The sequence below is a fragment of the Microbacterium sp. STN6 genome (genome assembly GCF_026410545.1).
Lineage (GTDB): Bacteria > Actinomycetota > Actinomycetes > Actinomycetales > Microbacteriaceae > Root112D2.
Genome location: NZ_JAPMIT010000004.1, coordinates 1 through 19,575 on the forward strand (window position 1 = coordinate 1; position 19,575 = coordinate 19,575).

At 63.0% G+C, this 19,575-nt stretch carries 17 protein-coding genes; 10 read left to right on the top strand and 7 right to left on the bottom strand.

What is annotated here, in order from left to right; translation table 11 throughout:
* The 7 genes from OSC27_RS12180 to OSC27_RS14535 all read left to right on the top strand — a co-directional run.
* A partial coding sequence (locus tag OSC27_RS12180; RefSeq protein WP_267181750.1) for an alkaline phosphatase family protein occupies positions 1-888 on the top strand: 888 nt, incomplete at its 5' end.
* Positions 885-2,057, top strand: a complete 1,173-nt coding sequence (locus tag OSC27_RS14470) for a glycosyltransferase family 4 protein (RefSeq protein WP_323374101.1) — start codon at positions 885-887, stop codon at positions 2,055-2,057. The genes OSC27_RS12180 and OSC27_RS14470, both read left to right, overlap by 4 nt.
* Before the next feature lie 237 nt (positions 2,058-2,294).
* Positions 2,295-3,524, top strand: a complete 1,230-nt coding sequence (locus OSC27_RS12195; RefSeq protein WP_267182169.1) for a DUF1972 domain-containing protein — start codon at positions 2,295-2,297, stop codon at positions 3,522-3,524.
* The gene (locus tag OSC27_RS12200; protein WP_267181751.1) at positions 3,521-4,297 is read left to right on the top strand and encodes a CDP-alcohol phosphatidyltransferase family protein; all 777 of its coding nucleotides are present in this window, start codon (positions 3,521-3,523) and stop codon (positions 4,295-4,297) included. The genes OSC27_RS12195 and OSC27_RS12200 overlap by 4 nt, the downstream gene beginning before the upstream one ends.
* Before the next feature lie 59 nt (positions 4,298-4,356).
* Entirely contained in the window at positions 4,357-5,295 is a 939-nt protein-coding gene (locus tag OSC27_RS12205) for a DUF6492 family protein (RefSeq protein ID WP_267181752.1), read from the top strand.
* The gene (locus tag OSC27_RS12210) at positions 5,292-6,401 is read left to right on the top strand and encodes a polysaccharide pyruvyl transferase family protein (protein WP_267181753.1); all 1,110 of its coding nucleotides are present in this window, start codon (positions 5,292-5,294) and stop codon (positions 6,399-6,401) included. The genes OSC27_RS12205 and OSC27_RS12210 overlap by 4 nt, the downstream gene beginning before the upstream one ends.
* Before the next feature lie 98 nt (positions 6,402-6,499).
* The gene (locus tag OSC27_RS14535; RefSeq protein WP_416348863.1) at positions 6,500-7,639 is read left to right on the top strand and encodes a Coenzyme F420 hydrogenase/dehydrogenase, beta subunit C-terminal domain; all 1,140 of its coding nucleotides are present in this window, start codon (positions 6,500-6,502) and stop codon (positions 7,637-7,639) included.
* Between the two features lie 10 nt (positions 7,640-7,649).
* Here the strand turns inward: OSC27_RS14535 and OSC27_RS12215 are convergent, their stop codons facing one another.
* Genes OSC27_RS12215 through OSC27_RS12230 form a run of 4 tightly spaced genes read right to left on the bottom strand, consistent with a single transcriptional unit; the run spans position 7,650 to position 12,797 of the window.
* Entirely contained in the window at positions 7,650-9,137 is a 1,488-nt protein-coding gene (locus OSC27_RS12215; protein ID WP_267181754.1) for a lipopolysaccharide biosynthesis protein, read from the bottom strand.
* A 5-nt stretch (positions 9,138-9,142) separates the two neighbouring features.
* Positions 9,143-10,018 carry a hypothetical protein gene (locus OSC27_RS12220; protein ID WP_267181755.1) on the bottom strand — a complete coding sequence of 292 codons (876 nt, stop codon included), beginning with the start codon at positions 10,016-10,018 and terminating at the stop codon, positions 9,143-9,145.
* Positions 10,019-10,035: 17 nt separating this feature from the next.
* A complete protein-coding gene (locus OSC27_RS12225) occupies positions 10,036-11,523 on the bottom strand; it encodes a polysaccharide biosynthesis tyrosine autokinase (protein WP_267181756.1) in 1,488 nt (495 codons plus the stop codon).
* Positions 11,511-12,797 (bottom strand): hypothetical protein, encoded by a 1,287-nt coding sequence (locus OSC27_RS12230; RefSeq protein ID WP_267181757.1) that lies wholly within the window; start codon positions 12,795-12,797, stop codon positions 11,511-11,513. Before OSC27_RS12230 ends, OSC27_RS12225 begins: the two co-directional genes overlap by 13 nt.
* Positions 12,798-12,842: 45 nt before the next feature.
* On the opposite strand from OSC27_RS12230, the gene OSC27_RS14540 reads away from it, so the two are divergent.
* On the top strand, positions 12,843-13,460 hold the full coding sequence (locus tag OSC27_RS14540) for a hypothetical protein (protein ID WP_416348857.1): 618 nt from the start codon (positions 12,843-12,845) through the stop codon (positions 13,458-13,460).
* Between the two features lie 164 nt (positions 13,461-13,624).
* On the opposite strand, the gene OSC27_RS12235 is transcribed toward OSC27_RS14540, so the two are convergent.
* The 3 genes from OSC27_RS12235 to OSC27_RS12245 form a co-directional block, all read right to left on the bottom strand.
* Positions 13,625-15,169 carry a sugar transferase gene (locus OSC27_RS12235; RefSeq protein ID WP_267181758.1) on the bottom strand — a complete coding sequence of 515 codons (1,545 nt, stop codon included), beginning with the start codon at positions 15,167-15,169 and terminating at the stop codon, positions 13,625-13,627.
* A gap of 484 nt (positions 15,170-15,653) precedes the next feature.
* Complete coding sequence (locus OSC27_RS12240) at positions 15,654-16,637, bottom strand: cation diffusion facilitator family transporter (protein WP_267181759.1); 984 nt, start codon at positions 16,635-16,637, stop codon at positions 15,654-15,656.
* A 170-nt stretch (positions 16,638-16,807) separates the two neighbouring features.
* Positions 16,808-17,737, bottom strand: coding sequence for an SDR family NAD(P)-dependent oxidoreductase (locus OSC27_RS12245; protein ID WP_267181760.1), 930 nt, complete (start codon positions 17,735-17,737; stop codon positions 16,808-16,810).
* A 117-nt stretch (positions 17,738-17,854) separates the two neighbouring features.
* Between OSC27_RS12245 and OSC27_RS12250 the strand changes: the two genes are divergently transcribed.
* Together OSC27_RS12250 and OSC27_RS12255 are read left to right on the top strand one after the other, a co-directional pair.
* Entirely contained in the window at positions 17,855-18,391 is a 537-nt protein-coding gene (locus tag OSC27_RS12250; RefSeq protein ID WP_267181761.1) for a TetR/AcrR family transcriptional regulator, read from the top strand.
* Positions 18,392-18,501: 110 nt separating this feature from the next.
* Positions 18,502-19,506: a LacI family DNA-binding transcriptional regulator gene (locus OSC27_RS12255; protein ID WP_267181762.1), complete on the top strand. Its 1,005-nt coding sequence runs from the start codon at positions 18,502-18,504 to the stop codon at positions 19,504-19,506.
* The last annotated feature ends 69 nt before the right edge of the window (positions 19,507-19,575 follow it).

Genomic DNA, 19,575 nt, shown 5'->3' on the forward strand with positions numbered 1-19,575 from the left:
ACGGGTAAGACGGCCACGCACACGTATTCGGCGGCTGGCACTTATACGGTGACGTTGACGGTGACCGATAACAAGGGTGCGGTCTCGACCGCGGTAACGAAGCCCGTCACCGTCACCGCGCCAGCAGTAGGCACAGTGCCCACGCCGGATCACGTAGTGGTTGTTGTGATGGAAAACCACTCGTCGGAAAACATTCTTGGTAACGCCAATGCTCCATACATCAATTCGCTGGCGGCGTCGGGTGCCTCGATGACTCAATCGTTTGCCGAGACCCATCCGAGTCAGCCAAATTATCTTGCGCTATTCTCAGGATCGACGCAGGGTCTCACTACCGATAACTGCCCGCTCAACTACACCTCAACCAACATCGCGGACCAGCTCTCGGCGGCAGGGCTGACATTCACCGGATATGCGGAGGATCTGCCGAGTGTCGGCTTCACTGGATGCCAGAGCGGCAACTACGCACGAAAGCACAGTCCCTGGACCAACTGGGCGTCTATTCCGGCGGCGGCGAATCAGCCCTTTACTGCCTTTCCCACGGACTACTCGACATTGCCGACTCTGTCATTCGTGATTCCAAACCTGCAGCACGACATGCATGACGGCACCATCGCGCAGGGTGATGCTTGGCTCGAGGCAAACCTCGCTGCTTACGCGACATGGGCGCAGCAGCACAACAGCGTTTTGATCCTCACATGGGACGAAGACGACAACAACGACAACAACCAGATCCCCACGATTATCGTCGGGCAGAAGGTGAAGCCGGGTCAGTATTCCGAGAGGATCAATCACTATAACGTGCTGCGAACGCTCCAAGACGCGTATGGATTAACCCCAAACGACGGGAGTGCCGCGGCAACCCCGCTGACGGATATCTGGTCGCAGTGAGTGCCAAAAGCCACACGGTTCTCCTCACTCACCCAACGGCCGATCTCTACGGATCGGATCGGGTATTCATGGAGAGCGTCAGCGCACTTGTTGCCGTGCACGCTCGCGTCGTCGTAGCACTTCCGGTTCAGGGGCCGCTCGTGGCCGAGTTGACCAGGAGGGGCGCTCAGGTAGAAATTTGCGAGACTCCGGTGCTGCGAAAGAGCATGTTATCGCTGCGCGGTTTCGGTCGGCTGATTCGAAGTAGCGTAGCTGGCGCCCGTGCCGGCTCTCGTCTCATTCGCCGAGAACGACCCGGACTCATCTATGCGAATACGGTGACCGTCCCTCTCTGGAGTCTCCTTTCGAAGCTGCACCGGGTTCCCTTGATCGTTCATGTTCATGAAGGCGAGGCGTCTGCTTCTCCCCTGCTTCGCTTCGCTCTTGCGTTCCCGCTGTTATCGGCAAACGCCCTAATAGTTAACAGCCAGTTCAGTGTCGGAGTACTCTCGCAGTCATTCAAGAGCCTGGGCCGTCGGGCTCGTGTTATCTACAACGCGGTGCCCGGACCAGTGAGCATCGCCCCAGTGCGTGACGCTCTCCAGAGCCCTATTCGGCTCACCTACATCGGGCGCCTCTCGCCGCGAAAAGGCGTTGACGTTGCCGTTGAGGCGCTCGCCCTGCTCGCGCGACGAGGAATAGTCGCTGAGCTCGATCTCATCGGAGACGTTTATCCCGGTTATGAGTGGTACGAGCGGCAACTTCGTGAGCAGATAGCCGCAAATGGGCTCGAAGGAAGAGTCCGCTTCAACGGCTTCCAGCCGTCGATTTGGGCCTCAGTTGGTGATGGCGACATTGTCGTTGTTCCTTCGCGCGGCGACGAGCCATTCGGCAACACAGCGGTGGAAGGAATTCTTGCCGGACGGCCGATCATTGTAAGTAACACTTCCGGCTTGATCGAGGCAGCCGCGGGCTATAGCTCGGCACGCATGGTGCGACCCAATGATCCGCAGGCCGTCGCTTCCGCCGTGCAGGAGCTGGTTGCGGAATGGAGCAACATCACGACGGTCATCGAGTCGAACCAAGAGTTGGCGCATTCTCGACACAGCGCCGACTCCTATCAAAAGCAGATCGTCGAGCTGGTCGACTTGCTGGTCGGCGTCGACCAGCCGTCGCCTGCGTTACGTTGAGCAGTATGCAGTCCGACGCATAACAAGCTAATCTAGAATCTGAGAATTTGTCAGTAAATCGCACTTCTGCATTCGCCCAATGAATTGAATCGCCGACGAACCAGTGAGATTGGAACGACTCGAAGGACTTGCTCCTAGACAGACCAGGACTCAACTCAAGGAAAGACAATGCGGAAGACCGACCTCTTCACACGCTCGTCAGAATCCTCCAAAGCACAATCCACGGGGATCGGCACAATGCCTGGGCAGGGCGCCGGCGGCGACGACGGCCAAAGAGCACGATTGCGGATCGCGATGATCGGAACTCGAGGCGTGCCCGCAGCATATGGAGGCTTCGAGACGGCCATCGAGGAGATCGGCTCGAGACTTGCGCGCTCGGGGCACGATGTCACCGTTTACTGCCGATCGGTGGAAGGCTTGCGCGCTGCTGAGTTTCTAGGCATGAGGCTCATCTACAAGCCAGCGCTACGTCTCAAAGCAGCAGAGACCCTAAGCCACAGCGCTCTCTCGGTGGCTCATACTCTTTTGCATCAGAAGCCGGATGTGGCATTCGTCTTTAATGCAGCGAACGCCCCATTTCTACTTCCGCTTCGTTCCCGTCGTATTCCGGTAGTGGTCCACGTCGACGGACTGGAATGGAAACGTGACAAGTGGGGCACGCTCGGCAAGGCCTACTACCGTTGGGCTGAAGGACACGCCGTGCGTTGGGCCGATGCCTTGATCGCAGACGCGCAGGGCATCTCGGACTACTACCGCGAGAGCTTTGGCGTCCCAACGGAACTCATTTCTTATGGAGCAAAAGTCTTGCGTAACGCTCCACGTGATCGACTGCATGAGTTGGGACTCGAACCCGGTCGGTATCACCTCGTCGTTGCTCGCTTCGAACCGGAGAACCATGTCGATGTGATCACTGAAGGCTTCAGACTGAGCTCTGCGTCACTTCCACTTGTCGTGGTCGGCGCAGCGCCATACGCCGCCGAGCATTCAAGACGCATAGCTTCGACGGCGGTCGACTCACGAATTCGTCTCGTTGGCGCCATCTACGATCAGGGCCTTCTCGATCAGCTTTACGCGAACGCTTTCAGTTACCTGCACGGCCATTCCGTGGGCGGCACAAACCCCTCTCTGCTTCGGGCGATGGGGGCAGGCACCGCAGTGATGGCTTGGGACGTCGTGTTCAATCATGACGTCGCTGGCCCTTCGGCATCGTACTTCTCATCTAGCGCAGATCTGGCGCGCCTTATCGAAGCGGCGGAAGCCAGTCCACAAACGACGTCGAAGTACGGGGCTGCCCTGCAACTGAGGGCAGCGACGAACTATCGCTGGGATGCGGTGAGCTCTGCGTACGAGGAGCTGGCCATGCGGCTACGTGGTGGATACAGCTCAAAGCGGCTTGGCCACCGCCGAAAGGCGAAGCGCACGGGTTCGCCCACCGAGCTACCCATGAGTGAGAGGCGGCTCACATGACGGCCCCTATCGCGCCTTCCTCCGGGTTCCCACGAGAGAGCTACAGAGACGTCGTCTCGCGCCTCGGTTCGGCGCAGAAGAAGAGGGCGCGCGGAGCGCCGGCGTACTCGGTGTACATCAACCGTCCGATCGGAAGACGCCTCGCGGCGCTCGCCTTTCTGGCCGGGCTGACACCGAACGGTGTCAGCGCAGTCAGCGCAGTTTTCACGTTTGGTGCCATAGTTGTTATCGCGATTTTACCGACAGCGCTGTGGACAGGTGTGCTCATCGCGGCGCTCTTGGTGATCGGGTACGCCTTCGATTCGGCAGACGGTCAACTTGCGCGATTGAGAGGGGGCGGAACGGCCTCCGGCGAGTGGCTTGACCATGTTCTTGACAGCGTGAAAACCTCGACGCTGCACCTCGCCGTCTTGATTACCGCCTTTCTTCACTTCGATCTGTCTGATGCTGCCTGGTATCTCGTGCCCCTGGGCTTCTCCGCGGTCGCCGCCATTTCGTTCTTCGCGAGCATATTGAACGACCAGCTCCGAAGCCGATATCGCTCAAAACTCACACTCGGAGGTTCGAAAGAGAGCTCTCTGGTCCGATCGCTGCTAGGGGCTCCAACTGATTACGGAGTTCTGTGCCTGAGCTTCATCCTTATCGGCTGGCCGTTGGTCTTCTTCACCGTGTACACGCTGCTATTCCTGGCAAATGGAGCCTACTTGTTGATGGCCAGCGTCAAGTGGTTTCGTGAGATGAGCGACCTCGGCGCGGAACGCACGAAATCGTGACACGGTCTGAAGATGCCCGCGAATTCGTTGCAAACGATGACACGAACACCCTGACTCTCGTGACTGTAGTGTTCGAAGCAGAACTCGAGCTTCTGCGGCTTCAAGCGCTGTCGATCTCCAAGTACGTGAGTCCAAGCGGCATTCAAGAAATCCTTGTTATCGACAACACCTCGGCAAAGCTGTCCCGCCGGTGGAAGAAGAGATTGACAGGCGCTTACGGCCGATTCGCTCCTGTTGTCCGATTCATTCGCCCGAACGAAATAGGCAGAATCGTAGCGGTGTCCGGGTGGCGAGCGCAGCAAGCTTTGAAGCTCCTCGTCGCGGACAATGTTTCGACGTCGTGGTACCTCACGCTCGACGCGAAAGTGCATTTTATCGGCGACACGAGCGCAGCATCGTTCTTCGGTAACCACGGTTTGCCGAGGGGGGGAGTGCATTCGTACCGACGGCACCCACTGCTTCCGATGCTCAAATCGGTCCTCAACTACTTGGATTTAGACCCCGATGCGTTCGTTGACGGATTCACCTCCACTGCGACGCCATTTCTGCTTCGCGCCGAGACGGTTCGCTGCCTCATGTCAGACATCGGTCGTCGAAACCCTGGTGGCTTTGCGGCCGAATTCGAGCGAGCGGCATTGACGGAGTACTTCTTGTACACAGCGTGGCAGCTTGCGCAGGGTCAGCAGCTCAGCACCCTCACAACGGGAGAATCTATCGAGAGCGCCACAATCTGGCCCGGTTCGAGAACCTCGAACGAGGTCGCTCACGTCCTAGCAGCCACGCACAGCTCGAAAGTAGCGTCCCTGGCTGTCCACCGCACAGCATTGGCACGAATGAGCGCGGCCGCTCGCGATCAGCTGGCCCAGTTTTGGTGCGAACGCGAACTGTTCACCTCATTGCAGGAAGCGCATGCGTTCATACGCCGATTTCGCCGCGCGTACTATCCGGCCATGATCAACAAGAAGATGCGCGAGTTAGGGCGGCGAGGTATCCGATGAAAGCATCCTCCAGGCAGGGAAAGGCCGTAGTGCGCGCGTTAGTCCTTTGGGCGGACGACTCGTCTCCTAACCTCGGAGTGCGCGCTCTGGGCCGGGGAACTGAAGCATTGCTGCGCCGCGTTTGGCCCGATGTCGAAGTCACTTTTCAAAACTACGGCCATCGCTCGCCGCACCTGCCATTCGGACTGCTGCGGTCGTTGCTGCGCGAGCGCGTAACCGGCAGGCTGGGAATGCAGAAATGGTTTTCGAGTTTTGATCTGGCAATCGACACTAGGTCCGGTGACAGCTTCGCCGACATTTACGGGTTGCATCGGCACGCCATCATGAGCGCAGTAGCTATGTGCGCCGACCAAGCCGGAGTGCCGATAGTTTTTGGCCCACAGACGGTAGGTCCATTTGAGACGCGACGCGGACGACTGCTTGCACGATTATCGCTGAAGCGTGCAATGCTCGTAATGGCTCGGGATGAGCGTAGTGCGCTCGAAGCCAAAAAGCTGGGCCGCGCCGTCGATCTACTCACTACAGACGTCGTGTTCGCCATTGAGGTGCCGCGCGTGAGCAAAAGCCGCGATGTCGTCTTCAACATTTCTGGCTTGTTATGGAACCGGAACTCCCACGTTGACTATCGCGCTTACCGCCGGACGGTGCGACGGCTGTATGACCAACTGATGGTCCGCAATCGCGAGGTAACCCTGTTGGCCCACGTCCTTGATTCCGGCAATGTCGACAACGATGTGCCCGCGATTCAAGACTTCGCGAAGTCACTTCCGCGAGACGTCGAGGTTGTGGTTCCGAGCGGACTCGACGAGGTACGCGAGATCGTCGCTTCCGCCCGAGTCGTCTTCGGCTCTCGAATGCACGCGTGCCTCAACGCGCTCTCTGTTGGAACCCCGGCGATTCCATTGGCGTACTCCCGCAAGTTCGAGCCTCTACTTCAAGACCTCGGCTGGGTACACACGGTAGATCTCCGCAATGATGCAGACCCTGTCGAGTCTGCGTTGCGACACTTGGACGATCCAGAACTGAGCAACGACGTGCCAGCATTGCTCAGAAGGGCGCATTCCTCGTTGACTCGTGCGGAGCATTCATTGCGAGAAGTTCTATGAACGACGAGGCGAGGCTGGATGCAGCAATTGCACGAGTTGTAAATTCAGGAAACTGCTCCGGTTGTGGAGCGTGCGCCTTGCTGGACCCCGGTTTGAAGATGGAGATCGACGCGCAAGGCTTCGCGCGGCCGATTCGTCGGGATCCTCTACAAGAAGCTGTGCGCGAGAGCTCGGTGGTCAACGAGTTTCGCGACGCTTGCCCGGGAGTTGGTGTGCGGGCGCAGCGGCCGGTTGGATCTCAGCGGCATCCCCTACTCGGCCCGGTCGTCGCAGTGTGGGAGGCATGGGCAACAGATCCAGAGATACGCTTCGCAGGCAGCAGCGGCGGCACGTTGACTGCGTTGTCGGCCTGGCTCGTCGAGACCGGGCAGGCATCGCGAGTCGTCGGCGCTCGAGCTAACCCTGCTAACGCTCGGCAAAGTGTCAGCGTTCGGATCCTCAATCGGAACGATGCGGTGGCTGCGGCGGGGTCTCGCTATGCGCCGGTCTCTAACGCCGCAGAGCCAACAGCGCTGGAGCCCACTACTGCCTTCGTCGGGAAGCCGTGTGAGGTCTCAGCGCTACGCGCGCTTAGTTCGAGCCGATTGGGTTCGGAGGAGGGACCGATACTGCTGTCGTTCTTTTGCGCGGGTACGCCAAGCCAATACGCGACCAACCGTCTTGCCGCCTCGTTGGGGGTTCCCGAAGACGAACACATCGAAGCTCTGCGCTATCGGGGTAACGGGTGGCCAGGAGCGTTCACAATTGTCCGTTCGGATGGTAGCTCCGTTGCAACGAGCTACGACGATTCCTGGGGCACGCACTTGGGGCCGGCAACCCAATGGCGATGCAAGATCTGCCCTGACGGGGTCGGCGAGAGTTCAGACATTACTGCCGCGGACTTTTGGCGCGCGGACGAGCGCGGCTACCCTGCATTTTCAGATCAGGCCGGCATCAGCGCTCTCATCGCGCGAACTGCGCGGGGTCGCGACCTCATTCTGAGGGCGGCTGCAGAGGGGGTGCTGACCCTCGCGCCGATGGATATCGATAGTCTCGCCGCCGTGCAGCCCCTGCAGCGGCAACGCCGCGAGACGCTTTCCGGCAGGCTCACCGGGACTGTTGTGGCGGGAGGGCGGATTCCGACGTTCCGTGGGTTCGGCCTGGTCCGCCTAGCGCTTCCCCGCTTGCGTGCTGTGTACCGCACAGCAAAGGGCGCGTTCAGACGCCGCAGAGCGATGGGGCGGACCCGCCTCCGTTGAATGGATGGGCTCAAATTGGCTCGCGCTTGAGCATACGAGCGGCGGCTGCGAGATCGGCCACGTCTCGACGTACCGCCGGTAGCAGCAGCGCGAGTGCATACGTACAGAGGACGGCACACAAAGCCGCGATTGCTTGCAGCCAGTGGCCATATGGTTCAGTCAAAAGAGTGGCCAAGAAGGCTGCTCCTGCGCCGAGTCCCGCCAAGGTCGCCATGCGAACGAAACCATATACGAAAACACGAATAGGCACCCCGTCGATCGCGCGGGCGATCCAAGCGAGTGAGAGCGGCCACTTGATCAACGTGGAGAGGAAATAGCCTGCTGCAACTCCTGTTACGCCCCAGAAGGCGCCAACGACCAAGAATGCGATCTTGAGGATCACGCTCACCAGGTTGAAATTGAAGAGGGCCTTCGTGATTCCCTTTGATACGTACACCCAATAACCGAAGTACCCGAGCGTCTGAAGTGCAGCAGAAGCCGAGAGCAAACTCAGCACAGGGGCTGACTCGAGCCACTTGTGGCCGAGCAAGATTTCTGTGAGGGGCCCGGCCGCCCCGGTCGCCACTGAGAGCGCGGCGACGATCGTGTATCCGAGCGCGAGCTGACCGACCCGTGCAAATTCCCAGTATCGCTTCGGGGCATCCTGAAGACGCGAGAGAACGGGAATGGCAACGTTGGTAATCGGCGCTCGCAACTGATTGGCGATGTTCATCACCAACTGGTACGGCCTGTTGTAGATGCCGAGGGGCGCCGCACCAAACGCCAGGCCAATCGTAACGGTGTCGGCGTTGTTCCCCGCGTACGTGATGATCTGGGTCGCAACCATATGCGAGCCGAACCGCAGGAAGCTTCTCACACCCACGCCGCGCCTGGGGCGGCCGGGGAGCCAGCGGCAGATCGCGGCCGCCGCGCCGAGTACTACCGCAGACTGAACGATCAACTGGAAGGCGAGCGCCCACACTCCGAATCCCAAAATTCCGAGCACGATAGCAAGCCCGAGGCCCGCTAGCGTGGAGCCGAAATCGATGAGGACCAGTGCCGTGAAGCGAAGCGACCGAGTGAGGCTCGCCCGAAATTGCGTGGCGACACCGTTGATGACGAATACCACGGAGATAGCCTGGGTAAGCGGAACGAGCTCGGGATGCCTGAAGAAACCCGCGATCGTCCACGATCCGAAAAAGATGATGAGTCCCAGTGCGACGCCGATAGCGGAATTGACCCAGAACAGCGCGTCCCGCTGGGCGGTAGAGAGCGTCTTCGCCTGAACGGCCGCTTGTGAGAGCCCAAAGTCTCTGAACACTTCAGCGATGCCTGCCACCGAGACGACCATCGCGAACAACCCGTAGTCGTTCGGGGTGAGCAACCGCGCCAACACCACGACGGAAAGGGTCTGTACAACGACCCGGCCCACCTGGCCGACGATTGTGACCGTCGCCCCACGTACGGCCCGGCGCCCGAGCCCATCTCCTGCCGCCGTCTGATCAAGACTCGTTACCATTTTCGTTATCCCACCAGTCGTCGGTTGAAAGGTCGGATGGGATCCGGCGCGAATGTGAGGCCGCGAGATGTGAGCATGACGCTGTCGGTTGCCGACATGGACGTCTCCAAGCGCAGTTCTGCGCCGGCCAAGCGCTGCGCGAGCTGCGGAAAGCTGGAAAAGTGTGGCCCGATGAGGTGCGCCGACGATGCGAGCAGGTAAAGGTCGACAACGGAAGCGACCAGTGCCCTCTTGCTGTTGTATCGACCCTTATCCAGAGTGCCGTAGCAGCGGTCGAACGCCTGTCGTACGGCGTGGAAGGCCTCGGGCGTATCCGCGGCCACGTAGAACGGGACGTCAGGCCAGGCATCTCTGATCTGGTTCATGCGAGCGAGATACCACTCGAGCGGTGAGTGGCGAAGCGTTTCATCGTGCGCGTTGGGAGCCGTGCGAATCATGACTCCGACATACGGCACCCCCGCTGGCCCATCGTCGAATGCGTGCCGGATACCCGTGCGTACGCGGTCGGAAGGAGTGAGGGTGCGAAGCTCTGATTCCCACGACGGATATCCCGGGGGAAATACGAGCGCGTGCGGCGTTCGAATCTGCCAGATGCGTTGACTGCGCGCGTTCTCGCCGAGCCAGTTGAGCTCGTTGCCGCGGTACGGATACTTGCGGGACAGCAATCGGGATGCGGCGGCTGAAACGACCTTCTCGTCGAAGTCCCATAGCACGTCGAGGCGGGCCCCGAAAAGGCGACCCGTCGGCCACGTGTAGGCGAACCCTCTACCTTCGACCCGCGCAAGCACCCGTGCGCCGAGAACCGCACGCATCCGATTTCCTAAACCGTGGTACTTCCCGGTGCACGCAATGACGGTGGGATCTCGCAGCACCGATGTCACGTCTCGCACGTTCGTCGTCAATCGAGGCGCTCCGCTCTCTCACGCTCGGCGCTGATCGACCACGCCAGATGGATGCGCTCCCACAACTTGTCCCACACCCGATGATGAATTCCGGTCTTCGTCTTGCTCGGCTCCTGGTGGTACTCGCGATAGTAGCTGTCGCGTCGGCTTGAGGGCTTAACCCGGTTCAGGATGACGCCGGAGACGTGGGCGCCACTCGAATCGAGCAGGTCCAACGTCTGCATCAGTTGGGCCTGATGCACCTTCGATGAATCAGCGACGACGACCGTTGAGTCGGCCTGCTGGGCGATGACCGATGCGTCCGCCACCGAGAGCAGAGGTGCGGTATCGACGACAACGAAGTCGTACTCCCCGCGCGTCTGGTCGATCAGTTCCCTCATGGGGCCTGACGCAAGCAGCTCCGCCGGATTGGGCGGAACTTCGCCCGCGGCCAGGACGTCAAGTGTCGTGTGGCCGAATCGCTGCACAGCGTCCTCGACTGTGACGCCGCCTACGAGAACGGTCGTGAGGCCAACCGTTCCCTCAAGGCCGAGATAGTCGGCAACACGGGGCCGGCGCAGGTCGGCGTCGATGAGCAGAATGCGGTCTTTGGATTCAGCCATGACGAGCGCCAGATTCAAAGCGGTCATCGTCTTGCCCTCGCCGGGCACGGACGACGTAACAGCGACAATGGACATCTCGTGGCTTGCCGCGGCGAATCGAAGCCCCGCGCGTATCTGCCGGAACCGTTCCGCAGCCGATCCGTTGGGCGAGCGAACCGTCACCGGCCTTGCGTCATCCTTGTGAGACGTTCTCTCGGCGATACCCAACAGCGGCCGATTGGTCATCGACCTGAGTGCCGCCACTGAACGCACTCGCGTGTCAAAGACGATCGAGAGGAAGAAGCCGAGAAACGCGAGCGCAACGCCGAGCAGCGCACCAAGCAAGGCATTCCTCTGCTTGTTCGGCGACGACTGGAACTCTGCTCGCACGGCGGGTTCAATGACTCGCGCGGCGACGGTGGACTTGCCTGCACTGTCGACGGGCGCGACCTCTGCCACAACCTTGGTGAGATTCTCGGCGACACTGTTCGCGATCTTGGCCGAAAGGTCGCGATCTGCAGTGTCGGCTCCCACGTCGAGGATGACGGTATTCTGCGGTGTCGTCACGGTCACGAGCCGACGCAGCTCGCGCTCCGAAACGGTGTCGTCAAGGTCATTCACCACCCTGTCGAGCACAACTGCCGATGTTGCGAGCTGCGCGAACGAGAGCATTTGGTTCTGGGTATACGTCGAGCCCTGATTGATGTCCGACCCGCTGTCGCCCGCCCTCAAGGAGAAGAACATCGACGCTGTGGAGTGATAGATCGGCGTGATCAACGTGGAGAGCGCGTATGTGCCCATGCCGGCAATAATGCCGGCGGCAACGATGATGTACCACCGCTTCCGGAGCGCCGCGATCATGCGCGCGGATCGGGTGGCGCCCGCGTTGGTCATGACAGCCATAGTTGTTCCTCTCGATGCTGCTCACGTGAGGCGACCAGTGGCACCTCAGAGAATCGGATGCCGGGGGACGTCTGATAGGTCGCAACGGCAAGCCCGGCGACGAACCACGCCACGCTGGCGTATTGGGTGATGAGCGCGACGGTCGCAAAGGCGGGGATCTGACCGATGAGCGCGATAGATGACGGCGTCGCTCGTCCCCGGAGCGCTGCGATCAGGCAGCACACCAACGCGGCGATGATCAAGAGCAGCGGGATCAGGCCGAACCGCAGCCCGGTGAGAATGAGCTCGCTGTCGATTGACTGGAATGAACCGTAATACGTCTCGCCATTCGGCAGCACGTCCCAGCTTGAGGTGATGCCGAGCGGCGACATGTCATGCACAAGCGAGAGGAGATCTGTGCGGTACTCGGCGCTCCCGGCCGCTTCCTGCCCGGCTTCAGTAAACACATCAACGAGCAGAGGGATCCCGATGATCGCGGCGACAGCCATGATGACGGTGACAGCAGTTCTCAAGGCCCGAGTGATTTCTCGGCGAAGAAGGATGAGAGAAACGACGACGGTGATCGCAAGGCCGATCAGGCCGATTCTGCTGAACGTGAGGCCAGTCGCGATGGCGACAACGAGGAGCGACACTACTCGCAGCCAAAGCGGCCACCGGGCCACGAGGATGAAGACAGAGCACATTGCGAGGGTGGCTCCCAGGGCGATCGAGTGGCCGAATGCGCCCTCAACACGCAGCAGGCCGCCGCGGTATTGCAGCGTGCCCCACGTTGTGTAGATGCCGTTCGGGAATCGAAGCAACACGAAGAAGTTGAACCCAGTGAGGAACTCCACGATCGCGAGCAACGAAGCGACCACCGCACCCCCTGCCAGGCAGGTGTGGATCCACTCGACCGCTACTCGCGACGATATGAGACGTCCACCGAGGTACGGCACCATCCACCCGACAAGTGCGATGAGAAGGTGTCCCCAGGTGATCCAGCCAAGCAGTCGGGCAGCGATGAGCAGCACCGTGAACGTCAGCAGCAGCAGATCGACGATGGAGAGGCGCGCTCCCTTGAGGGTCGATGTCGCAATCACCAGTATTGTGATGACCGTGATCGCGGAGTAGAACACGCCCGCTTGCACCCCGACCCAGATCGGAATCAGGAAGAGCGTTAGCGCCCACACCGCCATGAGCATCTTCGGGGACCACCGGAAGAAGAAGAAGGCGCCGACAAGAGCGGCAAGTGCAATACTCGCGTAAAGAAAGGTGCGAATGGCCTCCTCAGTCATCGCCGCACCCGTCTCCCTCTGGTGCCGTCAGAACGCCGAGGCAGCATGACGGGCGTTTCGGCCTTGTTCGTCTGCACGGCGAACATCTGCCGATCTCCCACTTTGGCGTTCATGGCAGGGCAGAGCGGTGCGGTGCGAGCCACGAGCGCGGGAATGCGGGCTCGATCCGGCTCAGCCATGTGTCGCATGGCAGCTTTGAGCATCGCGTCATTCGAGGGCGGACAAGCGTATGCGGAATCGTTTCGCTCGCGAACCGTGCAGGGCCTCGACGTGAACGAATTCGATCTGGTGTTCACGGCAACGAGAGCGATGCGTGCGGAATTGATCAGGTCGAATCCTCTGCTTCGCGGTCGCATCTTCACCGTTCGGGAGGCGGCGGCACTGGGACAGTACTCGCTCACTGCTGGCGAGGCATACTCGCTACTCGAGTACGGCCCGGCCACAGTATTGGCGGCGCGGCGCGGAAGTGTAGCTGCGCCTCGTGCGAGAAGCCGATGGGTGCGCGACGCGAGTGACCCGTTCGACCTGCCGGACGCGCACAACGACCGCCGGGAGAAGCGACACAGGGCGACCGTGAGAATGTCGCTCGACGCTGGAGCGGAACTGGGTGCAGCGTTGCTCGCATGGCATGCGGCTGCGCCCGGCCTCGCTGAGTCCGGGTAGTGAGATGCAGTGAAGAGGTCGGTCTTCAGCATTGTCGCTTCCTCGAGTCAATTCGTGCTTCGCGTGCGATCGGTCTCAGTCGAGATCGACTCCCATCTCGCCGCACCGAATCTGGTCGGAAGTCGACGTCTTCGTCTTCATAAGGATCGCCACCTGAGTCAGCATCAGTACGCGCCTTCCGACCGCAGGACGACCTTGGCGGTGCGCCACAGCAGTACCAGGTCGCCCATGACCGACCAGTTCTCCACGTAGTAGAGGTCGAGGCGCACGCTCTCGTCCCATGAGAGGTTGGAGCGGCCGTTCACCTGCCACATGCCCGTGAGGCCTGGCTTGATGTAGAGGCGGCGGCCCACGTGGCCGTCGTATGCCTCGACCTCGCGCTCGAGCGGCGGGCGAGGGCCCACCAGGCTCATGTCGCCGATGAACACGTTCCACAGCTGGGGGAGCTCGTCAAGCGAGTACCTGCGCAGAACGCGACCAATGCGTGTGACGCGTGGGTCATCCTTCATCTTGAAGAGAACGCCGCTGCCCTCGTTCTTCGCCAGCAGCGCCGGAAGCGCGCTCTCGGCGTTCACGATCATCGAGCGGAACTTCAGCATCATGAACGGCTCGCCGCCGCGGCCCACCCGCTCCTGGCGGAACAGCACCGGCCCCTGGCTATCCGCGCGAATCAGCACGGCGAGCACGAGCATCACGGGCAGCAGCGCAATGAGGGCGAGGCCCGCGATCGCGATGTCCATGGCCCGCTTGGCGATGTGCTTTCCGCCCTCGAACTGCGGGATCTCCACGTGGATGAGCGGCAGCCCTTCGACAGGGCGGAAGTGAATGCGCGGGCCCGCGACATCCGTCAGCCTCGACGCCAGCACGAGCTCGGTCGCCGTGCCCTCGAGTCGCCACGCGAGGCCGCGGATGAAGTCGCCGTCCGAATGCGGCTGCCCCGCCACGATGACCGTCTCGGCCCCGACCTCGGCAGCCGCCGCCGGCACGCCCTCCAATGACGTTGAGACGACGGGCACCGGATGATGCCCGACGTCGACCTGGGTGATCTTCTCGTCATAGAGCGACGCACCGACGACGGTGAACGCGGTGCCGGGTTTGGTTTCGATCTGGTCGACCACATAACTCACGTCTTCGAGCCGACCGACCACGAGGGCCCGCGAGAGGTAGCGCCCGTGGCGCCGCTCGCGCAGCAGCCACTGCCTCCAGGCCCAGCGGCTGCCGAGCAGCCCGACCGTGCCGAGCGGCAGGGCCAGCACGAAGTAGCCGCGTGCCACGTCGACCTTGGCCACCACGAACACGATCGCCAGCAACCCGAACGTGAGCGCACTGGCGTTCACGATGCGCTTGTACTCGGTGGAGCCGAGGCCGACCATGCGCGAGTCGCGACTGTGGGCGGCGGCGAGCGAGAACATCCATGTCAGGGTGATCACCGCGAGCAGCACCGCGTACGCGCTGGTCGTGCCCGCCGTGCGCAGCGGCTTGTCGACGAACCCGAAGCGCGCCACATACGCGACGAACACCGCCGCGAGCACGATGGCCGTGTCGGTAATGAGCAGGCGTGAGCGGTAGCGACGTGCCCACGAATGACGAGCGGATGCGGCCGCCGCCTTCACGGGCGGCGCCGCACGCGCCGACTCGACGATGCGCATCGGGCGGTGGCGGAAGCCGAAGCCGGGGGAGACCGGCAGGCGCGACTTGATCTCGGTCATGGCAGGGCCGGCCGCGAAGAGGGGTGGCGCACGGCAGTGAACCGTGCGCCGACGCGTCGAGCCAGGTGACGCGTACGACGAGAGTGAGAACCGGCGACGGCGGTGGGGGGGTTGCCGTGCTCTCGGACGGCCACGCCGTCGCCGGTTCTGGTGCAGGGGCGCTGTTGTGACATGCAGGGCATGACTCGCGAGACGCGCACGCCCGTCGACGCACGGATGGCGTCAAAGGGGGTAAGCCGCCGAGCCAAGACTCGGCGCACGGGCAGCGCGTTCACGGTGGTCATTCCCTGCATGTCGGGTTACAGGTGCTGGTGTTCTCATTCGCCAACCCGAGGCGAAGACGGAAGCGCCTTCCGCCCAAAGTGACGATTATTCATTTACGCATGCCGAGGGGTGTTCCGTCAAGCCGATTCGGTCTCTAACTGAAATAAACTCAGCTTATCGGCGGTCGAGTCGTGCCTTCTGCGCTACTCGAGCCTCGGCGTCAGTCGCGACGGCCCACGGTGTCTGATTCCGTGTCGTCTGCAGGGCCATCCGTCGTCAGGGAGGGGTCGTCGGGGTGCGCCAGCGTCAGCACCGCCTCGGCGACATGCTCGTCGAGCTCGATCTGCCGCTCGACGCGCCGCAGGGCGTGCGCCACGTGCTCCTCATCTTCGTTGCCGACCATGTCGACGGCGGCCACCAGGTAGAGGCGTTCCGGCCCCACGTACTCGAGGTGCAGGTAGGTCACGCGCGCCACCTCGTCGTGCTCGAGCAGCTTGCCCATGATGGCCGAGCGGATCTCGGGCGTGGTCGTCTGCCCCACCAGGAAGCGGCGGTTGCGGTCGATCAGAATGAGGGCGACGATGGCGAGCAGCACACCGATCAGAATCGAGCCGATGGCGTCGAAGACCGCGTAGCCGGTCAGTTCATGCAGCAGGATGCCCGCTGCCGCGAGAACGAGGCCGATGAGGGCCGCCGCGTCCTCCGCGAACACCGCGCGCAGCGTCGGGTTCGAGCTGCCGAGGACCCCTTCGAGCGTGCCCAGGCCGCGCTTCGACGCGCGGGCGTGCGCCTGCCGGTACGCCTGCACGAACGAGGTGCCCTCGAGAACGGCCGAGACCGCGAGAACGATGTAGGAGAGCAGGTAGTCGGCATCCGCTTCTGGGGCCGTCAATTCGGTGACCCCGTGCATGACGGAGACGACCGCGCCGGCCGTGAACAGGCCCATGGCCGCGAACATCGACCAGACGTACGCCTCTTTGCCATAACCGAGCGGATGCCGGCGGTCGCTCGCGCGCGCAGACCGACGCTCGGCGATCAGCAGGAAGACCTCGTTGCCGGTGTCCGCCCAGGAGTGCGCCGCCTCGGCCACCATTGAGGCGGAGCCGCTGAGCGTGGCGGCGATGGACTTGGCGATGGCGATGAGCAGGTTCGCGGAGAAGGCGACGACGACAGCGAAGAGACTGCTCTTCTGACTCGTGCCCATGAGTCCCGTTTACCCTTGCCGAGCGCTCCCGGCAAGCGACGGCGCGGCGGCGCCCAGGTCGAGAGTTGGGTCAGCGGCTGCGAGTCGGGCCACATCGCGGGTGTAATGGGCGGGAACCCGCGCTCTCGCCCGAGGCGAGGTGGCTCACCGACGGGCAGCGGCCGCGCGCCTCACCTTACGAGTGACACGTGAGCCAGTTGCTCGAGCTGGGTCCACACACGCTCGGCGAGATCGCCCTCGGGCATCGCGGTTCTCGCGTTCGGCTCGACGAGGACGGGCAGCCCGCGCAGCGCGCCCGCCGGCCCGTAGTACTCGCCGCCCTGCGCGCTCGGGTCGGTGAGGGCGCGCACGGCCGACCAGGCGGCCGTGTCCTTGCCCTGCGCCCACGGGGTGTACGGATTGCGCTGGTAGCGGGTGGTCGCGTCGCGGATGCCGGCGCGAGCCGGCGTTCGCGCATCCACGCCGACACCTGGTCGGCTGACGATCGATGCGACCGGCGCTCCCGAGGCACGCAGTCTGCGGTCGAGCTCGAAGGCAAACATCTCGGTGGCCGTCTTCGCCTGGGTGTACGCCGCGATGGCGAGCCGGGGTGTGCGCAGCAGGTCGTCGACGGGGGCGGAGTAGCGGTGCACGAAGCCGCTTGAGGTGTGCACGATGCGTGCCGGTGTGCCGCCGCGCCGGCCGGCCTCGGCAAGGGCGGGCAGCACACCGGCCACGAGTGCGACGTTCGCCACCGCGTGGGTGCCCATCATGAGCGGCAGGCCGTCTTCGGTCGTCTCGCGCCGGCGCGCGGTCATGACCCCGCCATTGAGAAGGATGCCGTCGAGCCGGTCGAGTGCGCTCAGTTGCTCGGCGGCGCGCGCGACCGACGCCAGCGACGCGAGGTCGACCACGACGGTCTCGAGCCGGGCACCGGGCACGTGCTCGAGAATCGAGGCGCGCGCCGTCTCGAGCTTCGCTGCGGACCGGGAGGCGAGCACGACGCGGGCCCCGGCCGCCGCCAACTGCTCGGCGGCGAAGTAGCCGATGCCGGCGGTCGCGCCGGTCACCGCGAGAGTGCGGCCCGTCTGGTCGGGCAGGTGGGCGGGATCCCAGGTCATGCGTCCTCCTTGGTGCGAGTGCCGTGCGCGGGCGCTCGAATGCTAAGTGGAATATCTATCCGGTTGAACGCTAGCACAACCGGATCGCCTATCCGCTTAGTGCACTAAGCTGGAGGCATGCGCGCACTCCGCTCTGACGCCGCTCGCAGCCGCGAACGCATCCTCGAGGCCGCGCGCGCGTGTGACCGCGGCGCTCTTCGCCTCAACGACGTCGCCCGAGAAGCGGGCCTCGGCGTCGGCACGGTGTACCGCCACTTCCCGACGGTGCACTCGCTCGTTGAGGCGCTTTCGTACGAGACCCTCGAGCGGATGCTGCAGCTCAGCCGCGATGCATCGGCCGAGCCCGACGCTTCCGCCGCCCTCGAGAGGTTCCTGGGGTCGGCGCTCGAGCTGCAACTCGAAGACGGCGGCCTGCAGTCGGTGCTGCTCGCCCCTGATGACGAGGCCGAGGGCGTGCGAGACGCCAAGCGCGAGATCTTCACGACGTTCACGACCGTGCTCGACCGAGCCCGAGCCGCCGGCGCCGTTCGCCCCGACCTCACGGTGACGCAGATCGAGCACCTCATCTGCGGCGTGGAGCACGCGGTGCGGGTGGGATCGCCGGCCGACCGCGAGCCGTTCCTGCGCATCCTGCTCGCCGGCCTGCGGCCGTAGCCCGGCCCGGCGCTGCTGCCGCATGTGCGCAATCGAAGCGGTTCGACTTGTGCGCGCGACCAGACTGCCCTATTCTTATCGAACCGGTTCGAAAGAGAGCGACGGCGGCAATGGCGACGATCAGCGATGTGGCCCGTGAGGCAGGCGTCTCGCGCAGCACGGTGTCGTACGCCCTCAGCGGCAAGCGCACCATCTCGCGCGAGACCCGCGAGCGCATCGAGCGGGCCATCGCCGCGCTCGGCTTCACCGTGAACGCCGGCGCTCGCGCCCTCGCGACATCGCAGACCATGGTTCTCGGCCTGCTCCTGCAGTTCCACAAAGACGAGTTCGCGCCCGCCATGCTGCAGTACGTTCTGCCCATCTCCGACACGGCCCGCGAGCTCGGCTACGACATTCTCATGGTGACCGAGACCGACGGCCCCGCGGCGCTGAAGCGCATCACCGGCTCCGGCATGGTCGACGGCGTCGTTCTGCTCGACGTCACGCACCGCGACCCGCGGCTCGAGGCCCTGCGCGCCGCCCCCCAGCCCGGCGCCCTGGTCGGCCTGCCCGGCGACACCGAGGGCCTCGACGTGTTCGACCTCGACTTCGGCGAGGCCGCCCGCATGCTCGTCGATCACCTCTATGGGCTCGGCCACCGGGAGATCGTGCTCATTTCGCCGCCCAAGCACGTCTTCGACCGCGGTGGGGCCTACGGATGGCGATTCCGCGACGCGGCGCTGGAGCGCGCTGCCCGGTACGGCATCCAGATCTTCCCGTATTACGGCGAGTCGCAGCAGCCGGCGATCTCGCGCAGTCTGCATGCCATTCTGGATGCCCGGCCCGACGCATCCGCTCTCATCGTTCACAATGACGCGTCGATCGCGGCGCTGCCCTCGGTGCTCACTGAGCGAGGTGTGAGCGCTCCAGACGACCTCTCGGTCGTCAGCCTCTACTCAAAGGACTTCGGACGATCGTTCTCGCTGCCGTACACGGCGATCGAGACCTCGCCCGATTCGCTGGGCCGCCAGGCGGTTCAGCAGCTGGTGCGACGAATTCTGAACCCTGAGGCCGCCGGCGCGCCGGTGACCCGATTCATCGCACCCGAACTCGTGAACCGGGGGAGCACGCACTAACAAAGAGCAGGAGAGACCTCGGATTATTCCGGGCCGAAGTCGAACCGGTTCGAAAACCGCACCATTCAG